The sequence below is a fragment of the Gordonia marina genome (assembly GCF_052036135.1).
Classification (GTDB): Bacteria; Actinomycetota; Actinomycetes; order Mycobacteriales; family Mycobacteriaceae; genus Gordonia.
In genome coordinates this window covers 70,138-91,793 of record NZ_JBPSDN010000006.1, presented here as the reverse complement: position 1 = coordinate 91,793, position 21,656 = coordinate 70,138, and the positions used below count along the sequence as shown (strand labels likewise).

Below are 21,656 nucleotides of genomic sequence, written 5' to 3'. Positions count from 1 at the left end.
TGGGCGCCTCACCCAGGACCGCCGGCTCCCGGCCAGATGCCGATCGCCGCCCGGCACCAGGCCGGGCGGCGATCGAAGAGGGCGGGTGCGGACTAGACCGAGGTGGTCTTGCCGGCCTTCAGGCACGAGGTGCACACGTTCTTGCGCTTGCGGTTGCCCGGGGCGACCTCGACGCGAACCGACTGGATGTTCGGGTTCCAGCGACGGTTGGTGCGACGGTGCGAGTGCGAAACCGACTTGCCGAAGCCGGGGCCCTTGCCGCAGATGTCACAAACGGCAGCCATGTCGAACTCCCTTGGTTGAAAATGATCGGTGGTCTTCACCGGCCGGGGGCGCAGTGAAGCGCCGCCACGACAGGCAACCCGACAAGACTAACCGGCGGGCCGCCGGAACGACAAATCGCGGCGGGGACCGCGGAGGCTGACGGGCTTCGTGTCGGTGCCGCCAAGTAATCTCTGACACAACCGGCAGTCGCGGTCGGCGAGGAAGGGGGACGACGGTGCAGCGAATCGGTCACGGCGTGCCGCTGAGCCCGGGGCTGATCCGGGACTGGGCCGGCGCCTGCGCGGAGGGTCTGGAGGCCCAGCGCGCCGAGATCAACGACCTCAACGTCTTCCCGATCCCGGACGCCGACACCGGCAGCAACATGGCGTTCACCATGGCCGGTGCGGTCGCCGCGCTGGACGACGTGCCCGGCGACGTCGACCTGACCACGCTCACCCGGACGCTCGCCGACGGCGCCGTCGCGAGTGCGCGGGGAAACTCGGGCATCATCTTGTCGCAGATCCTGGTGGGGCTGGCCGACGCCGCCGATCTGGCCGCCGCCGAGGACGACGCGCGTTTCACCCGGCTGGTGATGAACGGCCTGCGTCTGGCGTCGCTGTCGGCCCGCCGGGCGGTCAGCATCCCCCGCGAGGGCACCGTGCTGACCTTGCTGGCGGTGGCCGCCGACGTGGCCGCCCGCGAGGTCGAGTCGAGTCCGGCCGATCAGGTGCGGGCGGTGGCCGACGAGTGCGCGGTCGCGCTGGAAGCCACCACCGAGCAGATGGTCGAGCTGGCGAACGCCGGCGTCGTCGACGCGGGCGCCCGCGGATTCCTGGTGATGCTCGACGCGATGGTGCTGGTCGTGACCGGGGTGGCCAATCGCCGCCGCTCCTACCGGGGGTCGATGACCGACACCGGGCACAGCGGCTCGGACTGCTCGGGCTCGGGCGACACCGACTTCGAGGTGATGTACCTGCTCACCGCCGCCGACGGGACGCGGATCGGCTCGCTGCGCGACGAACTGAACGATCTCGGCGACTCCGTGGTGATCGTCGGGGACAGCTCGGCCGGTGGCGAGCAGTTCTCGGTCCACGTGCACACCGACCTGCCGGGCGCGGCGGTGGAGGCCGGGCTGCGGATCGGCGAGGTTCGTGACATCCGGATCAGCTGCTTTCTGCTCGACGAGGTCCGCAGCCAGCCCGGGGCCACCGAGCCGCCGCCCCGGCACAAGCGCGCCGTGCTGGTCCTGGCCCGGGGCGACGGCGCCGAGGCGCTGTTCACCGACGCCGGGGCGATCGTCGTGCGCGCCGATCACGGCGTGCATCCGGCGACGGTCGCCGAAGCGATCCGGGCCGCCGACAGCGCGCACACCGTGGTGATGGGCAACGGCATGATCGCCTCGGCCGATCTGGTCTCGGTGGGTGCGGAGGCGCGCTCGGCGACCCGCTCGCTGGTCTTCATCCCGACGGCGTCGATGGTGCAGTGCCTGGCGGCGCTGGCCGTGCACGATCCCGGGGAGTCGCCCGATGTGGACGCCTTCGCCATGGCCGAAGCCTCCGGCGCGACGCGCTGGGGCTCGCTGCGTACCTCGACCGGCAAGATGATGACCCTCGCCGGGACCTGCGAGATCGGCGACACCCTCGGCCTGATCGGCTCGGACGTCCTGGTGATCGCACCCGAGCAGACCGGCGCCGCGACGGCCCTGGTCGACCTCATGCTGGCCACGGGCGGCGAACTGGTGACGGTGCTGGCCGGCCGCGAGTTCGGCGACGACGCCCGCGCGCGGCTCGTCGATCACGTGCACCACCAGTACCCGGGCATCGAGCTGACGATCTACGACGGCGGCCAGACCGACCAGCTGCTGCAGATCGGCGTCGAATAGCGCCATGGACCACGCCGGACTGACGCTCACCACCGAGCTGGCGCACACCGCGCTCGAGCCGAAGCTGGTCGGCAAGCTGGCCGACCTGGAACTGGTGACCGTCGGCGAACTGCTGCGCTACGCCCCGCGCCGGTATCTGGCCCGCGGCGACGTCTCCGATGAGGAGATGCCGGAGGAGGGCACCTGGATCAACATCGTCGGGAACGTCATGCGCGCCGAGAACATCCCGATGAAGCGTAAGCCGGGCAGCTTCCTCAAGGTCACCGTGAACGACGGCCGCCGCACCTACGAGGCCAGCTTCTTCAACGCCCGCTGGATGAAGAAGCGCCTGCTGCCGGGCATCCGGCTCGCGCTGGCCGGCACGGTGAAGTACTACCGCGGCCAGATCCAGCTGTCGCACCCGCAGTGGCTGATCCTGCCCGACACCCCCGACGAGAAGGTGGTCGGCACGGCGATGCTCGCCGAGCTGGTGGCCGACGAGACCGAGCACGACCCGGATCACGTCGCGTCGCCCGAAGACCTCGCCCATTTCTCCCGCGACATCGTCCCGATGTACCCGGCCACCAAGGACATCCAGACCTGGGAGATCTGGCGCGCCGTGCGCCGGGTCCTCGCCGACCTGGGGCCGACGCCCGACGCGCTGACCGACCCGCAGCGGCTCGCGCGCGGCCTGATCACCTCCGACGAGGCGATCCGCAAGATCCATCTGCCCGACTCGCAGGCCGATCTCGCGCTGGCCCGGCAGCGGCTCAAGTTCGACGAGGCCCTCGCCGTGCAGACCGCCCTCGCACAGAACCGGATCGCCGCCGGCACCGAGGCGGCGCACGCCTGTCCGCACGTGCCGGGCGGTCTGGAAGACCAGCTGCTCGCCATGCTGCCGTTCGAACTCACCGCGGGACAGCGAGAGGTGCTCGGCGAGATCGGCGACGATCTCGCCGCCCAGCATCCGATGAACCGCCTGCTGCAGGGCGAGGTCGGCTCGGGCAAGACGCTCGTCTCGCTGCTGGCGATGCTGCGCGTCGTCGACAACGGCCACCAGTGCGCGATCCTCGCCCCGACGGAAGTGCTCGCCGCACAGCATTACTGGACCGTGATGACGATGCTCGGCCCGCTGGCGCGCGGCGGCCAGCTGGGTGCGGCCGACGGCGCGACGCAGGTCGCGATGCTGACCGGGTCGCAGCGGACCGCCGAGCGCAAACAGAATCTGCTCGACATCGTCACCGGGCAGGCCGGGATCGTGATCGGCACCCATGCGCTGCTGGAGGACAAGGTCGAGTTCTTCGACCTCGGGATGGTCGTGGTCGACGAACAGCACCGCTTCGGCGTCGAACAGCGCGACGTGCTGCGTGCCAAGGGCCGCGTGAACCGGCCGCACTTCCTGGTGATGACGGCGACGCCGATCCCGCGCACCGTCGCGATGATCACCTTCGGCGACCTGGAGACCTCCACGCTGAGCGAACTGCCGCGCGGCCGGCAGCCCATCGGCACCACCGTGGTCCCGATGGGGAAGCAGAACTGGATCGATCGCGTCTGGGAGCGGGCCGACGAGGAGATCGAGCAGGGCCGCCAGGTGTACGTGGTGTGCACGCGCATCGGCGACGAGAAGTCGAACGCCGAGGCCAAGGAGGTCTCGGTCCTCGATCAGTGGCAGGAATTGACCGAGTCGGGGCCGCTGGCGAGGCGCAGCGTCGACTATCTGCACGGCCGGATGCCGGCCGACGAGAAGAACGAGGTGATGGACCGGTTCACCCGCGGGGAACTGGACGTCCTGGTCTCCACCACGGTCATCGAGGTCGGCGTCGACGTGCCCAACGCGACGATGATGGTGATCGTCAACGCCGAACGCTTCGGCGTCAGCCAGCTCCACCAGCTGCGCGGCCGCGTCGGCCGTGGCCGCCACGCCGGGCTCTGCCTGCTGATGACCACCGCGGGGGAGGGGACCGGGGCGCTCGCGCGGCTGCGGGCCGTCGCTGGTTCCAACGACGGCTTCGAGCTGGCCCGCATCGACCTGGAGGCGCGGCGCGAGGGCGACGTGCTCGGGTCGGCCCAGTCCGGCGGCGTGTCGTCGCTGCATTTCCTGTCGTTGCTCGACGACGCCGACGTGATCTCCGACGCCCGGGAACTCGCGACCGAGATCGTCTCCGAAGACCTGTCGCTGGCCGAACACCCGGCCCTCGCGGCGCTGGTCGACTCGATCCTGCTGCCGTCGAAACTGGGGTACCTGGAGAAGTCGTAGGTCCGAGCCCTGTGGCATGACGGTCGAGCGAAGTCGAGACCCCTCGCACCGGTCGAGCCTTCACCGCCGGCTGAGCCCTTCGACTCCGCTCAGGAACCACCGGTCGAGCCTTCATAGCCGGTTGAGCCGGTCGAGCTTTGACCGTCGGTTGAGCTGGTCGAGCTTTCATAGCCGGCTGAGCCCTTCGACTCCGCTCAGGAACCACCGGTCGAGCCTCGTGCTGAGCATGCGTGGCGGAGCCTGCGACGACACGCGGTCGAAGTACCCGCCAGGGCGAGACCGAGTCGAAGCCACCCCGCAACCGCATGGAACCGGCAAGCCTCCCGCTGCGTCTAAGTCTCGTGAGAATCATGACGCTGCGCAGGGACATCGAACGACGGCTGGCGACTCGCCGTCACGTCCGCCACGACGGCCGGATCCGGCTGACCGGACGGCACTGGGCGTCGTTGACCGGATTCGCGGTGACCGCGGTCATCGTCGCCGCCGGGATCGGCTGGCACAGCGCGCCGGGGGCCGCCGTCGACCCGGTGCGCGTCCGGCTCGCGCGCGAGGCCCTCGCGACGCTGAGCGTGGTTCCGCGGCGTCCGCCGCACGACTCGGCTTATCACCGCGAGGCGTTCGGCCCGGCCTGGACCGACGCCGCGGGTGTCCCGGGCGCGGGCAACGGCTGCGACACCCGCAACGACGTCCTCGCCCGTGACCTGGCGGTCGCGAAGTCGGTGGCCGCGCAGACCTGCCGGAGCGCGGTCGCCGCCGGCCGCTTCCGCAGCCCGTACACCGGCCGGGAGATCACCTTCGCGCGGGGCCGCGGCTCGGCGGCCGTGCAGATCGACCACATCGTGCCGCTGGCCTACGCCTGGGACATGGGTGCGGCGTCGTGGGAGCCGGCCCGGCGGGTGGCTCTCGCGAATGATCCGGCCAACCTGGTCGCCGTCGACGCGGCCAGCAACCAGGCCAAGTCCGATCTGGAACCCGGCCGCTGGATGCCGCCTCTGCGCGGCTTCGCCTGCCAGTACGCGATGCAGTTCGCGACGGTCTCCGCCGCCTACGACCTGCCCGTCGACGAACGCTCCCGCGACGTGCTCGCCGCGGCGCTGGGGAAGTGCTGAGCGTTCACCGCCCGGCGGTGTCGTCCCCGCGCGCCGGATCGTGGGGGTCGTTCGCGGGCGGTGCGGCGGGTGTCTGCGGCCCGTATCCGCCCGCGGGCGGATACGGCGCCGGATATCCGGCCGGGTAGCCGCCCACCGGCGGCGGGTATCCGCCGGGCAAGGGCTGCGCGGCCGTCCTGGCCCGGCCGGCGCCGACGATCCAGAGGATCACCCCGACGATCAGCAGCAGCGCGCCCAGTCCGCCGCCGAAGACGGCGAGCATCACTCCACCCGCACCGCTCAGGACCCCGCGCACGGAGACCGGAGGTGCGGCCACCACGTTCGCGCCGTGGCAGTCGATGTAGTAGACGCCGTCGGCTGTGGCCCGGTAGGCGGCGAACGACCCGATGCTGCCGCCCTCGTAGGTGAGCGAGGTGTCCGGATCCGGGCGCGGTTCGACGGTGCCGGGATCGAACGAGCACGACGGCGCGGGCGCTGCCGTGTCCGACCGCGAATAGAGCACGATGACCTCCCCGCTCTCGGCGCGGTACGGGGTCGGTGCGCTCTGAACAGTCACCGCGCGGTCGGTCACGTCGGAGATCGTCGAGAACCCGCGCACCGCCAGGACCACGCCGACCGCCACGCAGATCACCGCGATCAGCAGTCCAGACCAGGTCAGCCACTTACCCGTCGTCTTCATGTCCCGATCGTCGCACGGACCGGCCCGGCCGGAAAGGCCTGACCGCCGCCGATCCGGCCTCGGCGAAAGTCGTCCCAACCGTGGAGTAGTAGCGGGTGGTCTCCGGAAGATCCGGTGGGCGACCTGGGCCGATGTGCTGCGCAGGTATGCGCCACGAGATGGTGACGTCACGGTACGGACAGACGGCCGGCCGCACTCCTGGACGACGACGTGGACGGCGAAAGAGCGGGCCGGTCGGCAGCGTCTAACCTGGACCTCATGACCGAGACCACACAGGACGCCGCCGAGGTCACCGACATCGCGGCCGTCGTTCTCGAGCAGGCCCGGGCCGCCAAGAAGGCCTCGCGCACGCTCGGCACGCTCACCACCGCGGAGAAGAACGAGGTGCTCCTCGCCGCAGCCGAGGCCATCGACGCCGCGGCCGAGACCATCCTCGCGGCCAACGCCGAGGACGTCGCGCGCGCAGAGGCGGCAGGCACCGAGGACTCGCTGATCGACCGGCTGCGCCTGACACCGGACCGCATCACCGGGATCACCAGCGGCCTGCGGCAGGTGGCGGCGCTGCCCGACCCGATCGGCGTGATCGTGCAGGGCAAGACGCTCCCGAACGGGCTCGAGCTGCGCCAGGTCCAGGTGCCGCTCGGCGTGGTCGGCTTCGTCTACGAGGCCCGGCCGAACGTCACGGTCGACGGCTTCGGGATCTCGTTCAAGGCGGGCAACGCGGTGCTGCTGCGCGGGTCGTCGTCCGCGGCCAGCTCCAACGCCGCGCTGGTCGAGGTGCTGCGCGGTGTGCTGTCCGACCGCAAGGTGAACCCCGACGCGGTCGCACTGCTGCCCAGCCACGACCGGTCCAGTGTCACCGCGCTGATCCAGGCGCGCGGCCTGGTCGATGTGGTGATCCCGCGCGGCGGGGCCGGGCTGATCGCGACCGTCGTGGAGAACGCCAAGGTGCCGACCATCGAGACCGGTACCGGCAACTGCCACATCTACGTGCACTCGGCGGCCGACGTCGACACCGCGACGCGGCTGATCGTCAACGCCAAGACCCGCCGTCCCAGCGTGTGCAACACCGTCGAGACGGTGCTCATCGACCGCGCCATCGCCGGCGACGCGCTCACCCCGATCGTCGCGGCGCTGCAGTCGCAGGGCGTCACCATCCACGGCGAGGAGCCCGGCATGGTCCCGGCCACCGAGGACGACTGGCACGCCGAATACTTGTCGCTGGACCTCGCGCTGAAGGTGGTCGACGACCTCGACGCCGCCGTCGAGCACATCGACACCTACGGCACCGGGCACACCGAGGCCATCGTCACCGCCGATCAGGCCGCCGCCCGGGCGTTCACCTCGCGCGTCGACGCGGCCGCGGTGATGGTCAACGCGTCCACCGCGTTCACCGACGGCGAGCAGTTCGGATTCGGCGCCGAGATCGGTATCTCCACCCAGAAACTGCACGCCCGCGGGCCGATGGGACTACCCGAACTCACCTCGACCAAGTGGGTCGTCTGGGGCGACGGTCAGGTGCGTCCGGCATGACCGCGACCGTGCCCAGCGGTGTCGTGCCGAGCTTCACCGACACCCGCGACGTGGTCGCCAAGCTGCGCACCACCGGCTACCTGGCCGACGAGGCCACCGCCACCGCGACCTACCTCGCCGATCGTCTGGGCAAGCCGCTGCTGGTCGAGGGCCCGGCGGGCGTCGGCAAGACCGAGCTGGCCCGCGCCATCGCCGGTGCCACCGGAGCCGACCTCGTCCGCCTGCAGTGCTACGAGGGGATCGACGAGGCGCGCGCCCTCTACGAGTGGAATCACGCCAAACAGATCCTGGCGATCCAGGCCGCCGGGCAACGGGACTGGGACGCGACCAAGGACGACATCTTCTCCGAGGAGTTCCTGCTCGCCCGTCCGCTGCTCACCGCGATCTCCCGCACCGAGCCGACCGTCCTGCTGATCGACGAGATCGACAAGGCCGACGTCGACATGGAGGGTCTGCTGCTGGAGATCCTGTCGGACTTCGCGATCACCATTCCGGAGATGGGCACGGTGGCGGCGCAGCGCCGCCCGATCGTGCTGCTCACCTCCAACGCGAATCGGGAGCTGTCGGAAGCCCTCAAGCGGCGCTGCCTCTACCTCTACATCGACTTCCCGGACGCCGACCTGGAACGCGAGATCCTCGCCTCCCGGGTGCCGGACCTGCCGGAGAATCTGGCCGCCGAGGTCGTCCGGATCGTCGGGGTGCTGCGCGAGCTGGACATTCGCAAGAAGCCGTCGGTCGCCGAGACCATCGACTGGGGCAACACACTGCTGGCGATGGTCGCCGGCACCGAGGTCGCCGAGCACGACGGCCGGGTGTCGAACTCGATGCTCAAGCGCACGCTGGGCGTCGTGCTCAAGCACCGGGCCGACGTGCTGACCGCCATTCGCGAGCTGAAGCTGGACTGACGTGCCCGCCTCGTCGCCGCCCGCCCCGGACTCTGAGCCGCCGACGCCGCGCCCCGAGCCGCCGAAGCCGCGCCCTGAGCCGCTGACGCCGCGCCCTGAGCGCGTCGAAGGGTCCACCACGACACTGGTCGACACCCTCACCGGATTCGTGGAGGACCTGCGCGGCCGGGGAATCGTGGTGGGACCGTCGAACCTGATCGACGCAGGCCAGGCGATGGAGGTCCTCGACCTGCTCGACCGGGAGAGTCTGCGTGAAGGCCTCGCGGCGACACTGCTGTCCGATCACCTGCACCGCGACACCTTCGATCTGTGCTTCGAGTTGTGGTTTCCGCTCGGGCACACCGCCCGGGCCGGCGCGATCGAGGTGCCGCGCGACGACGCGGGTCAGGTGGACGTCGACGCGATGCGGGAGCTGACCGCCGAGGTGCTCGCCGACGACGACGCGATGACCGACGGGCGGTTCGACCAGCTGGTGGCGCTCGTCGTCGACCAGCTCGGCCGGTACGAGTCGGCGCGCGGCGAGAGTTTCTCGGTGTATCAGGCGATGTCGGCGATCTCGCCGCAGACGCTGATCGCCCAGATCGCGGCCGCGATGGCCGCCGGGATCCCGCGCGAGGAAGGCCGCCGGGCCGGCGACGATGCCCTCAACCGGCGCGCCGCGCGCGGCGCCACCCAGCGCTTCCGGGCCGCTGTGGAGACCGAGGTGCAGCGCCGGATGTCGGCCCTGCGCGGCCGCGACGAGGTGGCCGCCTACGCCGTCCCCAAGCTGCCCGAACAGATCGACTTCTTCTCGGCCAACCCGCAGGACATGGCCAAGCTGCGCCGCACCATCGATCCGATCGCGCGGCTGCTGGCGTCGAAGCTGGAATTCCGGCGCCGCCGCAACCACCGCGGCGCCGTGGACATCCGGTCCACGCTGCGGGCGTCGATGTCGACCGGCGGGGTGCCCATCGAGCTGCGGCACCGGAAACCGCGCCCGGGCAAACCCGAGCTGGTGGTGATCTGCGACGTATCGGGGTCGGTCTCCGGCTTCAGTTCGTTCACGCTGCAACTGGTGTACGCGCTGCGTCAGCAGTTCTCCAACGTCCGGGTCTTCGCGTTCATCGACACCGTCGACGAGGTGACCGACTACTTCGACCGCGCGCACGCGGACGACCAGTTCGGTGAGCGCATGGCGACGATGCTCACCCAGGCCCGGATCAGCACCCGCGACGGACACTCCGACTACGGTCACATGCTGCGCGGATTCGCCGAGAACTATCTCGACTCGCTCACCCATCGTGGGGCGCTGCTGATCCTCGGCGACGCCCGCAACAACTACGCGCTCTCCTCCGTCGACGCGCTGGAACGGCTGCGCGATCGGGTGCGCAACGCCTACTGGCTGAACCCGGAACGCCGGGAACTGTGGGACACCGGCGACTCGATCGCGGGCAAGTACGGGGAGGCGATCGATATGTTCGAGTGCCGCAACGCCGAGCAACTCGCCCAGGTGATCGCCAACCTGCTGCCGGTGTGACCGGCACCCGATGCGTAAAGTCCAGTGACATGTCCGACCAGCCGCACACGCCACGCCGCATCGGCGTCATGGGCGGCACCTTCGACCCGATCCACAACGGCCACCTGGTGGCCGGCAGCGAGGTGGCGCATCGGTTCGGCCTGGACGGAGTGATCTTCGTCCCGACCGGGCGGCCCTGGCAGAAGGAAGGCCACGAGGGGCTGGCCTCGCGCCGGGTCACCGCCGCCGAACACCGCTATCTGATGACGGTGATCGCGACCGCGTCGAACCCGCACTTCACCGTCAGCCGCGTGGACATCGACCGCGACGGCTTCACCTACACCGTCGACACCCTCCGCGACCTGCGCCGCGAGTACCCGGACGACGAACTGTTCTTCATCACCGGTGCTGATGCGCTGGAAACCATCCTGACCTGGCAGAATTGGGAAGAAGCGTTCGAGCTGGCGAACTTCATCGGGGTATCCCGCCCGGGATACGCTCTCGACGCCACCCACCTGGCCGAACACCTGGCGACCAAATCGCCGCACGCACTGCAGATGATGGAGATCCCCGCCCTGGCGATCTCCTCGACGGACTGCCGCAGGCGTGCCGCGGACGGTCGCCCGGTCTGGTATCTGGTACCCGACGGAGTGGTCCAGTACATCAGCAAACACGGCCTGTACCGAAAGGAAACCACGTGACCGCCACCGCAGAAGCGCGCGAACTCGCGGCCATCGCCGCCCGTGCGGCCGCGGCCCGCAAGGCCGAGAACGTCGTCGTCATCGACGTCTCCGAACCGCTGGTCATCACCGACCTGTTCGTGATCGCGTCGGCCGACAACGAGCGTCTGGTCAACGCGATCACCGAGGAGATCGAAGACCGCGTGCGCGAGGCCGGACATCAGCCGCTGCGCCGCGAGGGCACCCGCGACGGACGCTGGGCGCTGATCGACTACGGCGACGTCGTCGTGCATGTGCAGCACGATGACGAGCGCGACTTCTACGGCCTCGAGCGCCTGTGGAGCGACTGCCCGATCGTCGAGATCGACGGGCTCGACGAGGCCGCGGCGTCCGCCGACGGCGACGGGGCATGACCTTCGAACCCGACCAGGGCGACACCAGCGTCGAACGGCTCACGCCGATCGTGCGGCGGCTGGTGCTGCTGCGCCACGGACAGACCGAGTACAACGCCGCCCGGCGCATGCAGGGCCACCTGGACACCGACCTGACCGAGCTGGGAGTCGTGCAGGCGCGGACCGCCGCGGCCGAGCTCGCGTCCCGGTCGCCCCGGGTGATCCGTTCATCGGATCTGCGCCGCGCGCACGACACCGCCCTCGCACTCGGGGCGGCCACCGGGCTGCCGGTGACCACCGACCGCCGGTTGCGCGAAACGCATCTCGGTGACTGGCAGGGGCTGACCCATGCCGAGGTCGACGCGTCGATGCCCGGCGCGCGGCGGATCTGGCGCGACGACGCCACCTGGACCCCACCCGGCGGTGAGAGCCGGGTCGAGGTGGCGGCGCGCTCGGTCCCGGTGGTCACCGAGCTGCTGGCCGAACTCGACGACTGGGGTCAGGGCGAGAACGCCGAGGCGCCGGTGATCCTGGTGGCGCACGGCGGGGTGATCGCGGCGATGACCGCGGGACTGCTCGGGCTGCCGGTCGCCAACTGGCCGATCCTCGGCGGCCTGGCCAACACCAGCTGGGTGCAGCTGTCCGGGCACAGCCTGCCCGGCGAGGAACCGACCTGGCGGCTGGACGTGTGGAACGCCACCGCGCAGCCGAGCGACACCGGGGTCCAGTAGTGGCTCCGGCGGCGTCGACGGCGGGGGAGCCCGGGACGATCCTGGTGCTCGCCGACTCGCTGTCGTTCTACGGGCCCGGCGGGGGACTGGCGGCCGACGACGGGCGCATCTGGCCCAACCTGGTCGGCGCCGACACCGGCCGCGACGTGGAACTGTTCGCGCGCATCGGGTGGACCAGCCGCGACATCTGGTGGGCCATCACCCAGGATCCCCGAGTGTGGGCCGCGCTGCCCAAGGCCGACGTCGTGGTGCTTGCCTTCGGCGGCATGGATTCGCTGCCGTCGCCGCTGCCGACCGCGCTGCGGGAACAGATCCGTTATGTGCGTCCGGCGGCCCTGCGCCAGAAGGTGCGCGACGCCTACGGCTGGGTGCAGCCGCGACTGTCCCGGGCGGGCTGGCCGATGGCCCTGCCGCCGCGGGTGACCGTCGACTACTACGAGAAGATCCGCGGGGCGATCGCCCACCTGCGGCCCGGCCTGCCGATCCTGGTCGCGCTCCCGCCCACGCACGCCAGCCCGTACTACGGTCACGCCCACCCCGGCCGGGTGCCTACCAGCGCGGCGATCGCGGGCTGGGCCGCCGAGCACCGCCTGCCGACGGTCGACTTCTATCCGGTGACCGCCGCCGACTTCACCGACTCGCCCGGGGAGATGAACCCCGACGGGATCCACTGGGGCCTGCACACGCACCGGGCGATCGCCGCCCTGGTCGCCCCCGCCGTCACGGACCTCCTCACCGGACAGGCCGGATCTCCATAGCGGCCACTACCTCCCAGCGGTCTTCTCCCCGTTACGGTCGACTTCCCGCGGGGCTCACCACGGTGGTCGAGCGGAGTCGAGACCTTGGCCCTTAGGACGGGATCTCAGGCTAGTCTGCTGCGCGGTGGCTGTTGTACGACCGCACGACAGCAGGGTGTCAGCCGAGGCGTGCGCGCCGGACGCGGATCGCCGCCACGATCTTCTCGATACAACCGATCGGATCCATGGTGATCTGACGCCACGTGAACGGAAGCACCAGCCACCCCGCCGCGGCGAGGGCCGCGGCCTTGGCTGCATCGGACTCGAACCGGTCGTGGTCGCGGTGGTAGGCCCAGCCGCTGATCTCCACCGCCACCCCCTCGGCGGGCCAGGCGAAATCGATCCGCCAGCGTCCGAACGGGAGTTGTTGCACCCAACCGCCGATCTCCTCGGTGCGCAACTGCTCCACGAATACGCGCTCGCTCTCGGCTTCGCTGTCACACGAGGCGGCTTCCAGATACGGCAGCGCGGCCCGGATCCCGGGCCGGCGTGAATTGCGCTCGAACGCGCGCTGCACGGCCTCGACGGTGACCTGGCCGGTTTGCAGCGCGCGGTCGAAGAACGCCTGGGGGTCGTCGACAAGGGCCACCGCCAGCAGAACCGTGAGCGGGCGGCGGGTCACCCGGATACCGCGCAGCGTCTCGACGTCCTCGGGCGGAAGCTCCCGGCGGACGAGGTCGGTGGCGAAGGGCGCCGAGCTCCGGCCGGTCACGGTGGGCGGCGCGGACAGCGTGATCGCGGCGGGAAGGTCGTCGAGCATCCCGTGCCAGAACGCCGCGGCGGTGCGGTCGGCGACGGCGCGGTGAACGGCGACCGCGGCGCGGAGCCGGGCCGCGCCGGTGAGATCGTGCGTGCCGCAGAGGTAGACCCCGGGGGTGAGCCGGTGCCAGGCGCCGATGTCGATCCTGGTGCGGATCGCCGCTCGGGTCATCCCGAGTTCGACGGCTTCGGCGTGCGTGATGATCCCGTCGTGGTCGGCGATCCGGCGAGCGACCCGCGTCGCGACCATGCGCCGGTCCGCACGCCGGGTCGCGCGATCGGTTCTCGCCGGATCGACTGTCGGTGCTCCGGCCGAAAGCGGTGGTCTCATGCCTGTTTAGACGCGCCGCCGGTGCATCCGGTTCCATTCCGGACGCCGTCTGCTGTCCCGTGGCGGCTGGGCGACCACCGGACAGCAAGCGAGCCCGGCGATACCGGCAATCCGAACCGGGGGCCGGGCCCCGGGGCGGTGCGGCTAAGTTGTAGGAATGTCTGTCATCGTCGTCACCGATTCGTCTTCGCGGTTGCCCGCGTCACTGGCGGACCGTTACGGCATCCGGCAGGCGCCGCTGCATGTGTACATGCCGGACGGCACCGAGTACCTGGAGGGTGTCGACCGGATTCCCCGGAGCGTGGTGTCCACGTCCGGGGTGACGACCTCCGGCGCCAACCCGCAGGATCTCACGGAGCTGTACCGGGAGGCCCTGGAGCGCAGCGACGGCGACGGGGTCGTGGCCGTCCACATGTCCCGGCGGCTCTCGGGTACCTGGGCGGCGGCCCGGCTGGTCGCCGAGGAACTCGGCAGCGACCTGCGCGTGGTCGATTCGCGCGCGGCCGGAGTCTCGGTGGGTTTGACGACGCTGGCGGCAGCCCAGACCGCGGCGGCCGGCGGCGATCGGGACGAGGTCTACGAGGCGGCCGTCCGTGCCGCGGCGACCGCTGAATCGCTGATGTGCGTGCAGACCCTGGAGAACTTGCGGCACAGCGGCCGTATCAGCGCCGCGAGCCACCTTCTCGGGTCCGCACTGTCGATCAAACCGATCCTGAACATGGCCGACGGCGTCCTCACGCTGAAGGAACGGCAGCGCACGATGACCAAGGCGATCGCCGCCATGATCGACGACGTCGTCGAGCTGGTCGGTGACGACGAGGTGACCGTCGCGGTCCAGCACTGCCAGGCACCCGAACTCGCCGTCGAGGTCCAGGAGAAGGTGGTGGCGCGGCTGCCGCACGTGACGTCGTCGCTGGTTGTGGAGCTCGGCATGGTCCTCGGTGTTCACGTCGGCATGGGCGCGGTAGGCATATCCATCGGCCGGGGTCTAGACCCCCTCGACTGAACCTGTGGATACCGCCCGGTATCCACAGGCCGGCGTCCGGGGGTCTGTCGCCGTGGCGGGCCGGTGCCTAGCGTCGGCCTATGGCCAGGAGAACGAACAGCCCCAGCGGTGGACTGGACCGCGTGCTGCCCGCGCGATCAGCCGCCCGACCGCCGCGCCGGAGTCTCGACGACGAGCCACCCGCGCGACGGGCCGCCGGGAGTCTCGATCCAGAGGAGTGGGGCGCCACCGCGATGCCGAGCTGGCTCGATACCGCGGCCGGCCGCCGCGCCTGGGCCGGGCGTCGTGCGCGAGAGGACTCCACCGGACAGCCGGATTCCGACGCCGGAGGCGACGACGGGTTCGAGGACGACGATTGGGCCGAGGCGGAGGACGAGGCGTCGCCCCGGAGGACGGGGTTCGGGCACTGGGACGAGGTGCTGGATCCGGCGGTCGACGGCGGGGACGATCGGCGCGACTCCTATCGGATGGGCGGGGACCGGGACGACGACCCGGACGACGATGATCCGGATCACGACCCGGACGACGATTGGGCGCGCCCGGCGCGGCGATTGACCATGCTGCCGCCCGCCGCGATCGCGCTGATCGGGGTGGGGGTGATCGCCTGCGTCGTCGCCGGTTTCGCGCTCTTCCGCGACAGCGAACCGGCGACGCCGCTGGTGAACTTCCCCGCATCGGCGGGACCGTCGTCCGGCGTTCCGGCGAGTGGTGGGGCCGAGCCGACCGGTGACGCCGCGGAGATCGTGGTCAGTGTGGCCGGACTGGTGAACCGGCCCGGCCTGGTCACGCTGCCGAAGGACGCGCGGGTGGCGCAAGCCCTCGATCGGGCCGGCGGTATCCGGGAGCGGGCGGATGTGCTGAGTCTGAATCTCGCGCAGATCCTGCACGACGGCGACCAGGTCCTCGTGGGCACCCGCGAGGACGGACCGGAGTCGGTGCGCAGTGCAGTCGTGTCCTCCGGTGCGGGCGGCGGCTCGGGCGCCGGTGTCGATGCCGGTGGCGGCGGGCCGGGCGGGACCGCCGGCGGCAAGGTGAATCTCAACACGGCGACCGCGACCGAACTCGACGCGCTGCCCGGCGTCGGGCCGGTCACCGCGCAGGCGATCATCGCCTGGCGGGAGCAGCACGGCCGGTTCGCCTCGGTGGAACAGCTCGGCGAGGTCGACGGGATCGGCTCGGCGCGGCTCGCCAAGCTGCGCGACGCCGTCACGGTCGGTTAGGGGCCGGCGATGGGCGTGGATCTGCGGCTGGCCGGCCCGGCGGCCGCATGCTGGGCCGTGGTGGCCGTCGCTCTCTGCGTTCCTCTCGCCGTCACCTTCTGGCTGGTGGGCGCGCTGGCTGTGCTCGGTCTGACGATTTGGATCACCTTGCGGCACAGCCGAACCGGTGTGGCGGTGACCGTCGCGGGAATCTGCGGACTCGCGGCGGCCGCGGCGACGGTCTGCGCACTGCGCATCGGGATCGCCGAGAGCGCGCCGATCCACCGGGACGGTGGCAAACCTGTCGTCACCCTGCAAGTGACCGGTGACCCGATGATCGGCGCCCAGCAGTCGTTCGCCCGATTGCCGGTGCGCGTGCTGACGGTCAACCGCGTGCGCACTCGGCCGGTCGACGCTCAACTGCTGCTCCGTACCGGACAGCTTCCGGAGACTGTTCCCGGACAACGACTCTCCGTCCGTGTCCGGGCCAAACCGCCACCCGGCCGGGCGGCCGATCGCCTGCTGGCGGCGCGCCTCACGGCACTCGGCGAGCCCGAGGTGATCGGCCGCGCACCGATCTGGCAGCGGTGGGCGGGCGCGGTCCGGGAGAGGCTCGCGGCGACGGCGGCCCGGGCCCTGCCGCCACGGGCGGCCGGCCTGTTCCCCGGCCTGGTGCTGGGTGACACCGGCGACCTCGATCCGGAGCTGCGGGAGAACTTCCGGGCGGCTGGTCTCACGCATTTGATCGCTGTCAGCGGGGCCAATTTCTCGATCGTGTGCGGTGCGGTGGTGCTCGCGGTGCGGCTGGCGGGGGCGTCGACCAGGCTCACCGTGGTGCTGGGTCTGGCCGTCATGGTGGCCTTCGTGATCCTGGTGCGGCCGACCGACAGCGTCTTGCGGGCCGCGGTGATGGGTGGGATCGGTCTCGTGGCGGCGCTGGCCGCCCGGCGTGCGCAAGCGCTGCCCGCGCTCGGCGCCGCGGTGATCACCGTTCTGCTGTTCTGGCCGCAGATGGCGCTGGCGCCCGGCTTCGCGCTGTCGGTGGTCGCGACCCTCGGGCTGGTGCTGTGGGCCGCGCCGCTTCGCCGGGCGCTGGTTCAGCGGGGCGTACCGGAGACGCTCGCGATACTGCTCGCGATGGCCCTGGCCGCGCAGATCCTCACCACTCCCATCGTGATCGCGATCTCCGATCGCCTCAGCCTGGTGTCGCTGCCGGCGAATCTGTTGGTCGCGCCGGTGGTCGAGGTGATCGCGCTGCTGGGTACCGCCGCGGCGGTGCTCGGGGCTCTCGGGCCTGCGGGTGGGCCGGGTGCGCTGATCGCCGAACTTCTGATCCGGGCGACCGGCCCGGAGATGTGGTGGCTGCTGACCGTCGCCGACGGGCTGGGCGGGCGGCGCTGGGCGGCGCCGGAGGTCCCCGGCTGGCAGGCCGCGGTGGTGCTCTCCCTAGCCGGCGCCGTGGCCTGGGCAGTGTGGCGAGCGCATCGGAGAGGAGGTGTCGGGCGACGTCGGGAGCACCACTCGGGTGGTGGGGCCCGGGGCGCCGACTGACTCCACAGTGGCGCCGCGGCGCCGGGGGCATCCGTAGCGGAGCGAATCGATGCGGGTCGTGCCGAATCCGCCCGACTGATATGCCGCGTTCGGGTCAGCGGGTACCGGCGCGGAGCTCGGCGATCTCCCGACTCAGATTCGCGCGGGCGGGGGCCTCCCAGAGAGCCCGGGCCGGTGCGGAACGGAACAGGGCGTCGCGAGTGAGGAACTCGGCGAGGAGTTCGGCCCGTGCGCGGCGGAACAGCGGGCCCGGAACCTGCTGATATTCGTCGCGGACGTTCGCGGCGTACTCGTCGTACCGGTCCGTATCGGCGCCCAGGACCGCCAGATCGGCGTCGGAGAGCGCGATCCCGTTGCGGTCGTCGGCGGCCGGGTCGTGCGTGAGGGTCAGTTCCACCAGGCGCACGACCTCGTCCCGGTCCGGATCGTCGGCGAGGAGGTCACGCGCGAGCGAGGCGGAGTCGTGCTCGTTGGTGCCGCTCAACGGCTCGTACACGGCATCGTGGAACCAGGCGGCCAGCACGGTGGGCCGCTCGTCGAAGTCCAGTCCGGCGGCGCGGAGGGCGGCCAGCCCCGCCAGCACCTCGTCGAGGTGCCGCCGGTCGTGGTGGCGGCGGTGCGGTTCGTCCCAGCGCCGGGCCAGGTCGTCGCGGATCGGGGCCGGAATCTCGACGTCCATGGCAGACCTTTCGGCGGGGATCGGGGGCGGGGTCATGCAGAGACGCTACGAGCTACCCCCGGGTAGACGGCGCAGGTGTCGGGCACCTCACAGGGGCCGGCCGCGAGTGCGCGACGCCGGAGGGCGCGGCGTCGTAGGCCCGTGGCACGATGGTGCCGTGACTGACCGCCTGTTTCTGCTGCTCGGCGACGACGACTTCCTGACCGGTCGGGTGATCAAGCAGGTGGCCGTCGAGCGTTCCCGCGCGGCGGGGGAGACCGTGCCGGTCACCAGGGTGCGCTGCGGTGAGGTCACCGGCCCCGAGCTCGCCGAACTGCTGAGTCCGTCGCTGTTCGCCGAGGAACGGATCGTGGTGATCGAGGCCGCGGCGGAGGCGGGCAAGGACCCCGCCGCGCTCATCACCGCCGCGGCCAAGTCGCTGCCCGACGGCATCACGATGATGGTGATCCACACCGGCGGCGGCCGCCAGAAGTCGATGGTAGGCGAGCTCAAGAAGGCCGGTGCCGCCGAAGTCGAGTGCGTCGCGCCGAAGTGGCCGTCCGAGCGCGTCGACTTCGTCCGCAAGGAATTCCGGAACCTCGGGGTCCGGGTGGGACCCGACGTGGTGGAGCTGGTGACCGACCTGGTCGGCTCGGATCTGCGGGAGCTGTCCGCCGCCTGCCACCAGCTGGTGTCGGACACCGGCGGACGCGTCGACGAAGCCGCCGTGCGCACCTACTACGTCGGCCGGCCGGAGGTGACCGGCTTCGAGGTGGCCGACAAGGCGGTCACCGGTGACGTCGCCGGAGCGATGGAATCGCTCGCCTGGGCCCAGCATCACGGGACCGCGCGGGTGCTGCTCGCGGACGCGCTCGCCGAGGCGGTGCACGCCATCGCCCGGGTACGCGCGATGGGGCACGCCGACAAGTACTCGATCGCCTCCGAGCTGGGCATGCCGCCGGGCCGCGTAGGGAAGGTCCAGTCGCAGGCACGCGCCTGGGACGCCGACTCGATCGGGCGGGCGGTGCTGATCGTCGCCGATCTCAACGGCGCGGTGAAGGGGCAAGCCGCCGACGCGGACTACGCGCTGGAGCACGCCGTGTCGACCGTCGCCCAGCTGCGTCCCCGCCGCGGCCGCTGACATACCCGGGCACGACATACCCGGGCACGACATTCACCCCGGCGACCGCGTGGTCATCGCCGGGGTGAACGGTACAGCTGTGTCGTGAACGGCGACCGGGTCGCCGGAATGCGGCCGAAGCCGCGGGAGGTCAGAGCTTGTTGACCGCGATCGCCATGGCCGACTTCTTGTTGGCGGCCTGGTTCTTGTGGATGACGCCCTTGCTGGCGGCCTTGTCGAGCTGGCGGCTGGTGCTCGCGAGCAGCTCGGCGGCCTTGTCCTTGTCGCCACCGGCGACGGCCTCACGGAAGTTGCGGATCGCGGTGCGGAGCGCGCTGCGCACCGACTGGTTGCGCTGGCGACGAGCCTCGTTGGTCTTGTTCCGCTTGATCTGCGACTTGATGTTTGCCACGCGTGTCATCCCTTACATCGTTGTCGGCCGCACCGGTGCGACCGTAGCTTCTTCGTATCGAGTGCGGTGAGCGGTCGAGTGACGACCTGCGCCGCACCGGCTCGCCAGGATGGCCGGCCGGTGAAACCGCAACAGCGATCAAGATTACCAGCGCGGCCGATCTGCCCCAAATCCAGCGGCCGGACACCTCCGCGGCGGGTCCGGCGCGTCGGCAACTCGGGCATACCGCCGCAAACTATGCTGATCGGCATTATGTCGATTGTCTACCTTCATGTCGGATTGCCCAAAACGGGGACTACGCACCTGCAGGACCGGCTGTGGGTGAACCGCGACCTGGCCCTGGAACGTGCCGGTCTGCTGTATCCGGGCGTGACCATGGAAGACCACTATCACGCCGCCGCGCACCTGCAACCGGAGCGCTACCTGGACTGGGCGACGCCCGATCGGGCCGGTGCGTGGCCGCGGATGGTGGCCCAGATGAAGGCCTGGCCGGGCGTGTCGGTGATCTCGCACGAGCTGTACGCCAACGCGCAGCCGCGGCACATCGAGAAGCTCATGGACGATCTGTCGTTCGCCGACGAAGTGCACGTGATCGTCACCGTCCGCGACCTGGCCCGCCAGCTGCCGTCGGTGTGGCAGGAGAACGTGAAGAACCAGCGCGCGGCGTCGTTCGACGAATTCCTCGCCTCGGTGGCCCGCTACCGCGACGCCGACCCGGTGGCCGACGGCTTCGTCGAGGAGCCGTTCTGGGAGTTCCAGGACTACGTCGCGATCGTGCAGCGCTGGTCGGCGGTGCTGCCGGCCGAGCGGATCCACCTCGTCACGGTGCCCGCGCCGGGTACCGGCGGACCGGGCGATGTGCTGTGGGAGCGCTTCCTGTCCGTACTCGGCGTCGATCCGGCGTTGCTGCCGAAGGAGGGGGAGCGGCACAACTCGTCGCTGTCGGCGGCACAGACGGAGTTCCTGCGCCGGCTCAATTCCCGGATCCAGCCGGGCAACATCGACTGGTGGCGGTACGAGTGGATCGTCAAGCGCCGCCTGATCGGTGAGGCGCTGCGCAATACCGGGAGCGGAAAGCCGCTCGGACTCACCGCCGAGCAGCGGGTGTGGGCGGCGGAGCAGTCCGACGACATGATCGCCGTCCTCGAGCGGGGCGGATTCGCGGTGTCGGGCACGCTCGGCGACCTGCGCGTCGATCTCGGGGTCGACGCTGCCGAGGCCGCGCCGCCGACGGCGGAGGAGGCGCTCGACGCCGGGCTGGACGCGCTGGCCTACTGGATCAAGACGATGCCCAACCCGGAGCCGAAGCCGACCGTGAAGTCGCGGGCGCGCGATGTGGCGAGACGGGCCAAGCGCCGCGCGATCGGCCTGCGGGACCGGCTGGGCGACTGACGGCCGGAGCGACGATCACCCGGCCGGCGAGCGCCCGGAGCGCGGCCGTCCGGAGCGTGGCCGTCCGGCCGGGGGATACGAACGAGCCCGTCGCCCTCATGGGCGGCGGGCTCGTCTGCTTCGGTGAGCGGATACGGCTACTTGTTGCAGACCGACGCCCGGATGTGCGAGCCGGCGCCGGCCTGGCGCATGGCGGCACGCTTGGCGCCGGCGCGGGTCTGGAAACCACGGGCGGTGCCGACGGTGGTGCGTGAGTAGCCGAAGCGGTAGGCGACCGCGCCGCACGACCGGTAGAAGGTGAAGTAGCCGCAGTGCGAGCCGCACAGGCGCTTGGCGGCGTTGCGGGCCGCGGCCGAGCTGGGGTAGTTCCAGGCCTTGGCGGTCTTGCCGTTGTAATCCCAGGCGATGGCCGCCCAGTAGTTGGTGCGGGCCTCGGCGGCCGGCGTCGCGGCCGGGAGGAGCGTTCCGGCGGTGGCGATGGAGGTGGCGATGCCGAGTCCGGCGAAGAAGCGACGAGTTTTCATG

At 71.0% G+C, this 21,656-nt stretch carries 21 protein-coding genes; 15 read left to right on the top strand and 6 right to left on the bottom strand.

The genetic code is table 11. The features are described 5' to 3' along the window. Positions 1 to 92: 92 nt before the first annotated feature. Positions 93 to 284 carry a 50S ribosomal protein L28 gene (gene rpmB, locus ACSEEN_RS05230; RefSeq protein ID WP_247864341.1) on the bottom strand — a complete coding sequence of 64 codons (192 nt, stop codon included), beginning with the start codon at positions 282 to 284 and terminating at the stop codon, positions 93 to 95. 215 nt (positions 285 to 499) lie between these two features. Here rpmB and ACSEEN_RS05225 point away from each other — a divergent pair, with 215 nt between their 5' ends. The 3 genes from ACSEEN_RS05225 to ACSEEN_RS05215 all read left to right on the top strand — a co-directional run bounded on the left by ACSEEN_RS05225 (position 500) and on the right by ACSEEN_RS05215 (position 5,491). Next, positions 500 to 2,146, top strand: coding sequence for a DAK2 domain-containing protein (locus ACSEEN_RS05225; RefSeq protein ID WP_440712537.1), 1,647 nt, complete (start codon positions 500 to 502; stop codon positions 2,144 to 2,146). Positions 2,147 to 2,150: 4 nt separating this feature from the next. Then, positions 2,151 to 4,382, top strand: a complete 2,232-nt coding sequence (locus tag ACSEEN_RS05220) for an ATP-dependent DNA helicase RecG (RefSeq protein WP_440712536.1) — start codon at positions 2,151 to 2,153, stop codon at positions 4,380 to 4,382. A gap of 350 nt (positions 4,383 to 4,732) precedes the next feature. Then, positions 4,733 to 5,491 (top strand): HNH endonuclease family protein, encoded by a 759-nt coding sequence (locus ACSEEN_RS05215; protein ID WP_440712535.1) that lies wholly within the window; start codon positions 4,733 to 4,735, stop codon positions 5,489 to 5,491. A 4-nt stretch (positions 5,492 to 5,495) separates the two neighbouring features. Here the strand turns inward: ACSEEN_RS05215 and ACSEEN_RS05210 are convergent, their stop codons facing one another. Further along, a complete protein-coding gene (locus ACSEEN_RS05210) occupies positions 5,496 to 6,170 on the bottom strand; it encodes a hypothetical protein (RefSeq protein ID WP_440712534.1) in 675 nt (224 codons plus the stop codon). Between the two features lie 258 nt (positions 6,171 to 6,428). Here ACSEEN_RS05210 and ACSEEN_RS05205 point away from each other — a divergent pair, with 258 nt between their 5' ends. From ACSEEN_RS05205 to octT, 7 genes are all read left to right on the top strand, one after another. Then, positions 6,429 to 7,703 (top strand): glutamate-5-semialdehyde dehydrogenase, encoded by a 1,275-nt coding sequence (locus tag ACSEEN_RS05205; RefSeq protein WP_440712533.1) that lies wholly within the window; start codon positions 6,429 to 6,431, stop codon positions 7,701 to 7,703. Beyond that, positions 7,700 to 8,608, top strand: a complete 909-nt coding sequence (locus tag ACSEEN_RS05200; protein ID WP_298442006.1) for an AAA family ATPase — start codon at positions 7,700 to 7,702, stop codon at positions 8,606 to 8,608. The genes ACSEEN_RS05205 and ACSEEN_RS05200 overlap by 4 nt, the downstream gene beginning before the upstream one ends. Positions 8,609 to 8,690: 82 nt before the next feature. Further along, positions 8,691 to 10,124: a VWA domain-containing protein gene (locus tag ACSEEN_RS05195; protein ID WP_440712593.1), complete on the top strand. Its 1,434-nt coding sequence runs from the start codon at positions 8,691 to 8,693 to the stop codon at positions 10,122 to 10,124. Between the two features lie 29 nt (positions 10,125 to 10,153). Next, complete coding sequence (gene nadD, locus ACSEEN_RS05190) at positions 10,154 to 10,804, top strand: nicotinate-nucleotide adenylyltransferase (RefSeq protein ID WP_440712532.1); 651 nt, start codon at positions 10,154 to 10,156, stop codon at positions 10,802 to 10,804. After that, positions 10,801 to 11,196, top strand: a complete 396-nt coding sequence (gene rsfS / locus ACSEEN_RS05185; protein ID WP_298442008.1) for a ribosome silencing factor — start codon at positions 10,801 to 10,803, stop codon at positions 11,194 to 11,196. Before nadD ends, rsfS begins: the two co-directional genes overlap by 4 nt. Then, positions 11,193 to 11,906, top strand: coding sequence for a histidine phosphatase family protein (locus tag ACSEEN_RS05180; protein WP_298442010.1), 714 nt, complete (start codon positions 11,193 to 11,195; stop codon positions 11,904 to 11,906). The genes rsfS and ACSEEN_RS05180 overlap by 4 nt, the downstream gene beginning before the upstream one ends. Continuing rightward, entirely contained in the window at positions 11,906 to 12,664 is a 759-nt protein-coding gene (gene octT / locus ACSEEN_RS05175) for a diglucosylglycerate octanoyltransferase (protein WP_440712531.1), read from the top strand. Before ACSEEN_RS05180 ends, octT begins: the two co-directional genes overlap by 1 nt. Positions 12,665 to 12,821: 157 nt before the next feature. Here octT and ACSEEN_RS05170 read toward each other — a convergent pair whose 3' ends face one another. Continuing rightward, positions 12,822 to 13,712, bottom strand: coding sequence for a DUF559 domain-containing protein (locus ACSEEN_RS05170; RefSeq protein WP_440712530.1), 891 nt, complete (start codon positions 13,710 to 13,712; stop codon positions 12,822 to 12,824). A 238-nt stretch (positions 13,713 to 13,950) separates the two neighbouring features. Between ACSEEN_RS05170 and ACSEEN_RS05165 the strand changes: the two genes are divergently transcribed. The 3 genes from ACSEEN_RS05165 (at position 13,951) to ACSEEN_RS05155 (ending at position 17,549) form a co-directional block, all read left to right on the top strand. Beyond that, positions 13,951 to 14,799, top strand: a complete 849-nt coding sequence (locus ACSEEN_RS05165) for a DegV family protein (RefSeq protein WP_298442016.1) — start codon at positions 13,951 to 13,953, stop codon at positions 14,797 to 14,799. A gap of 80 nt (positions 14,800 to 14,879) precedes the next feature. Beyond that, a complete protein-coding gene (locus tag ACSEEN_RS05160) occupies positions 14,880 to 16,019 on the top strand; it encodes a helix-hairpin-helix domain-containing protein (protein ID WP_371306841.1) in 1,140 nt (379 codons plus the stop codon). 9 nt (positions 16,020 to 16,028) lie between these two features. Beyond that, complete coding sequence (locus ACSEEN_RS05155) at positions 16,029 to 17,549, top strand: ComEC/Rec2 family competence protein (RefSeq protein WP_440712529.1); 1,521 nt, start codon at positions 16,029 to 16,031, stop codon at positions 17,547 to 17,549. Between the two features lie 94 nt (positions 17,550 to 17,643). Here ACSEEN_RS05155 and ACSEEN_RS05150 read toward each other — a convergent pair whose 3' ends face one another. Next, on the bottom strand, positions 17,644 to 18,264 hold the full coding sequence (locus ACSEEN_RS05150; protein ID WP_440712528.1) for an HD domain-containing protein: 621 nt from the start codon (positions 18,262 to 18,264) through the stop codon (positions 17,644 to 17,646). 121 nt (positions 18,265 to 18,385) lie between these two features. On the opposite strand from ACSEEN_RS05150, the gene holA reads away from it, so the two are divergent. Further along, positions 18,386 to 19,348, top strand: coding sequence for a DNA polymerase III subunit delta (gene holA / locus ACSEEN_RS05145; RefSeq protein WP_247864267.1), 963 nt, complete (start codon positions 18,386 to 18,388; stop codon positions 19,346 to 19,348). A gap of 130 nt (positions 19,349 to 19,478) precedes the next feature. On the opposite strand, the gene rpsT is transcribed toward holA, so the two are convergent. Then, complete coding sequence (rpsT, locus tag ACSEEN_RS05140; protein ID WP_247868062.1) at positions 19,479 to 19,739, bottom strand: 30S ribosomal protein S20; 261 nt, start codon at positions 19,737 to 19,739, stop codon at positions 19,479 to 19,481. Positions 19,740 to 19,991: 252 nt separating this feature from the next. Here rpsT and ACSEEN_RS05135 point away from each other — a divergent pair, with 252 nt between their 5' ends. Further along, positions 19,992 to 21,131 (top strand): sulfotransferase family protein, encoded by a 1,140-nt coding sequence (locus tag ACSEEN_RS05135; protein ID WP_440712527.1) that lies wholly within the window; start codon positions 19,992 to 19,994, stop codon positions 21,129 to 21,131. Between the two features lie 137 nt (positions 21,132 to 21,268). Here ACSEEN_RS05135 and ACSEEN_RS05130 read toward each other — a convergent pair whose 3' ends face one another. Continuing rightward, complete coding sequence (locus tag ACSEEN_RS05130) at positions 21,269 to 21,655, bottom strand: DUF4189 domain-containing protein (RefSeq protein ID WP_247864265.1); 387 nt, start codon at positions 21,653 to 21,655, stop codon at positions 21,269 to 21,271. Position 21,656: the final 1 nt, after the last annotated feature.

What these genes read in the sequence shown, in the direction of transcription:
- ACSEEN_RS05150 (WP_440712528.1), bottom strand. Translation starts at nt 18,264, where the DNA reads ATGACCCCGCCCCCGATCCCCGCCGAAAGGTCTGCCATGGACGTCGAG.
- nadD (WP_440712532.1), top strand. Translation starts at nt 10,154, where the DNA reads ATGTCCGACCAGCCGCACACGCCACGCCGCATCGGCGTCATGGGCGGC.
- ACSEEN_RS05135 (WP_440712527.1), top strand. Translation starts at nt 19,992, where the DNA reads ATGTCGATTGTCTACCTTCATGTCGGATTGCCCAAAACGGGGACTACG.
- ACSEEN_RS05130 (WP_247864265.1), bottom strand. Translation starts at nt 21,655, where the DNA reads ATGAAAACTCGTCGCTTCTTCGCCGGACTCGGCATCGCCACCTCCATC.
- ACSEEN_RS05210 (WP_440712534.1), bottom strand. Translation starts at nt 6,170, where the DNA reads ATGAAGACGACGGGTAAGTGGCTGACCTGGTCTGGACTGCTGATCGCG.
- ACSEEN_RS05160 (WP_371306841.1), top strand. Translation starts at nt 14,880, where the DNA reads ATGGCCAGGAGAACGAACAGCCCCAGCGGTGGACTGGACCGCGTGCTG.
- ACSEEN_RS05215 (WP_440712535.1), top strand. Translation starts at nt 4,733, where the DNA reads ATGACGCTGCGCAGGGACATCGAACGACGGCTGGCGACTCGCCGTCAC.
- ACSEEN_RS05170 (WP_440712530.1), bottom strand. Translation starts at nt 13,712, where the DNA reads ATGGTCGCGACGCGGGTCGCTCGCCGGATCGCCGACCACGACGGGATC.
- ACSEEN_RS05165 (WP_298442016.1), top strand. Translation starts at nt 13,951, where the DNA reads ATGTCTGTCATCGTCGTCACCGATTCGTCTTCGCGGTTGCCCGCGTCA.
- rpmB (WP_247864341.1), bottom strand. Translation starts at nt 284, where the DNA reads ATGGCTGCCGTTTGTGACATCTGCGGCAAGGGCCCCGGCTTCGGCAAG.
- ACSEEN_RS05205 (WP_440712533.1), top strand. Translation starts at nt 6,429, where the DNA reads ATGACCGAGACCACACAGGACGCCGCCGAGGTCACCGACATCGCGGCC.
- ACSEEN_RS05155 (WP_440712529.1), top strand. Translation starts at nt 16,029, where the DNA reads ATGGGCGTGGATCTGCGGCTGGCCGGCCCGGCGGCCGCATGCTGGGCC.
- ACSEEN_RS05180 (WP_298442010.1), top strand. Translation starts at nt 11,193, where the DNA reads ATGACCTTCGAACCCGACCAGGGCGACACCAGCGTCGAACGGCTCACG.
- ACSEEN_RS05200 (WP_298442006.1), top strand. Translation starts at nt 7,700, where the DNA reads ATGACCGCGACCGTGCCCAGCGGTGTCGTGCCGAGCTTCACCGACACC.
- ACSEEN_RS05220 (WP_440712536.1), top strand. Translation starts at nt 2,151, where the DNA reads ATGGACCACGCCGGACTGACGCTCACCACCGAGCTGGCGCACACCGCG.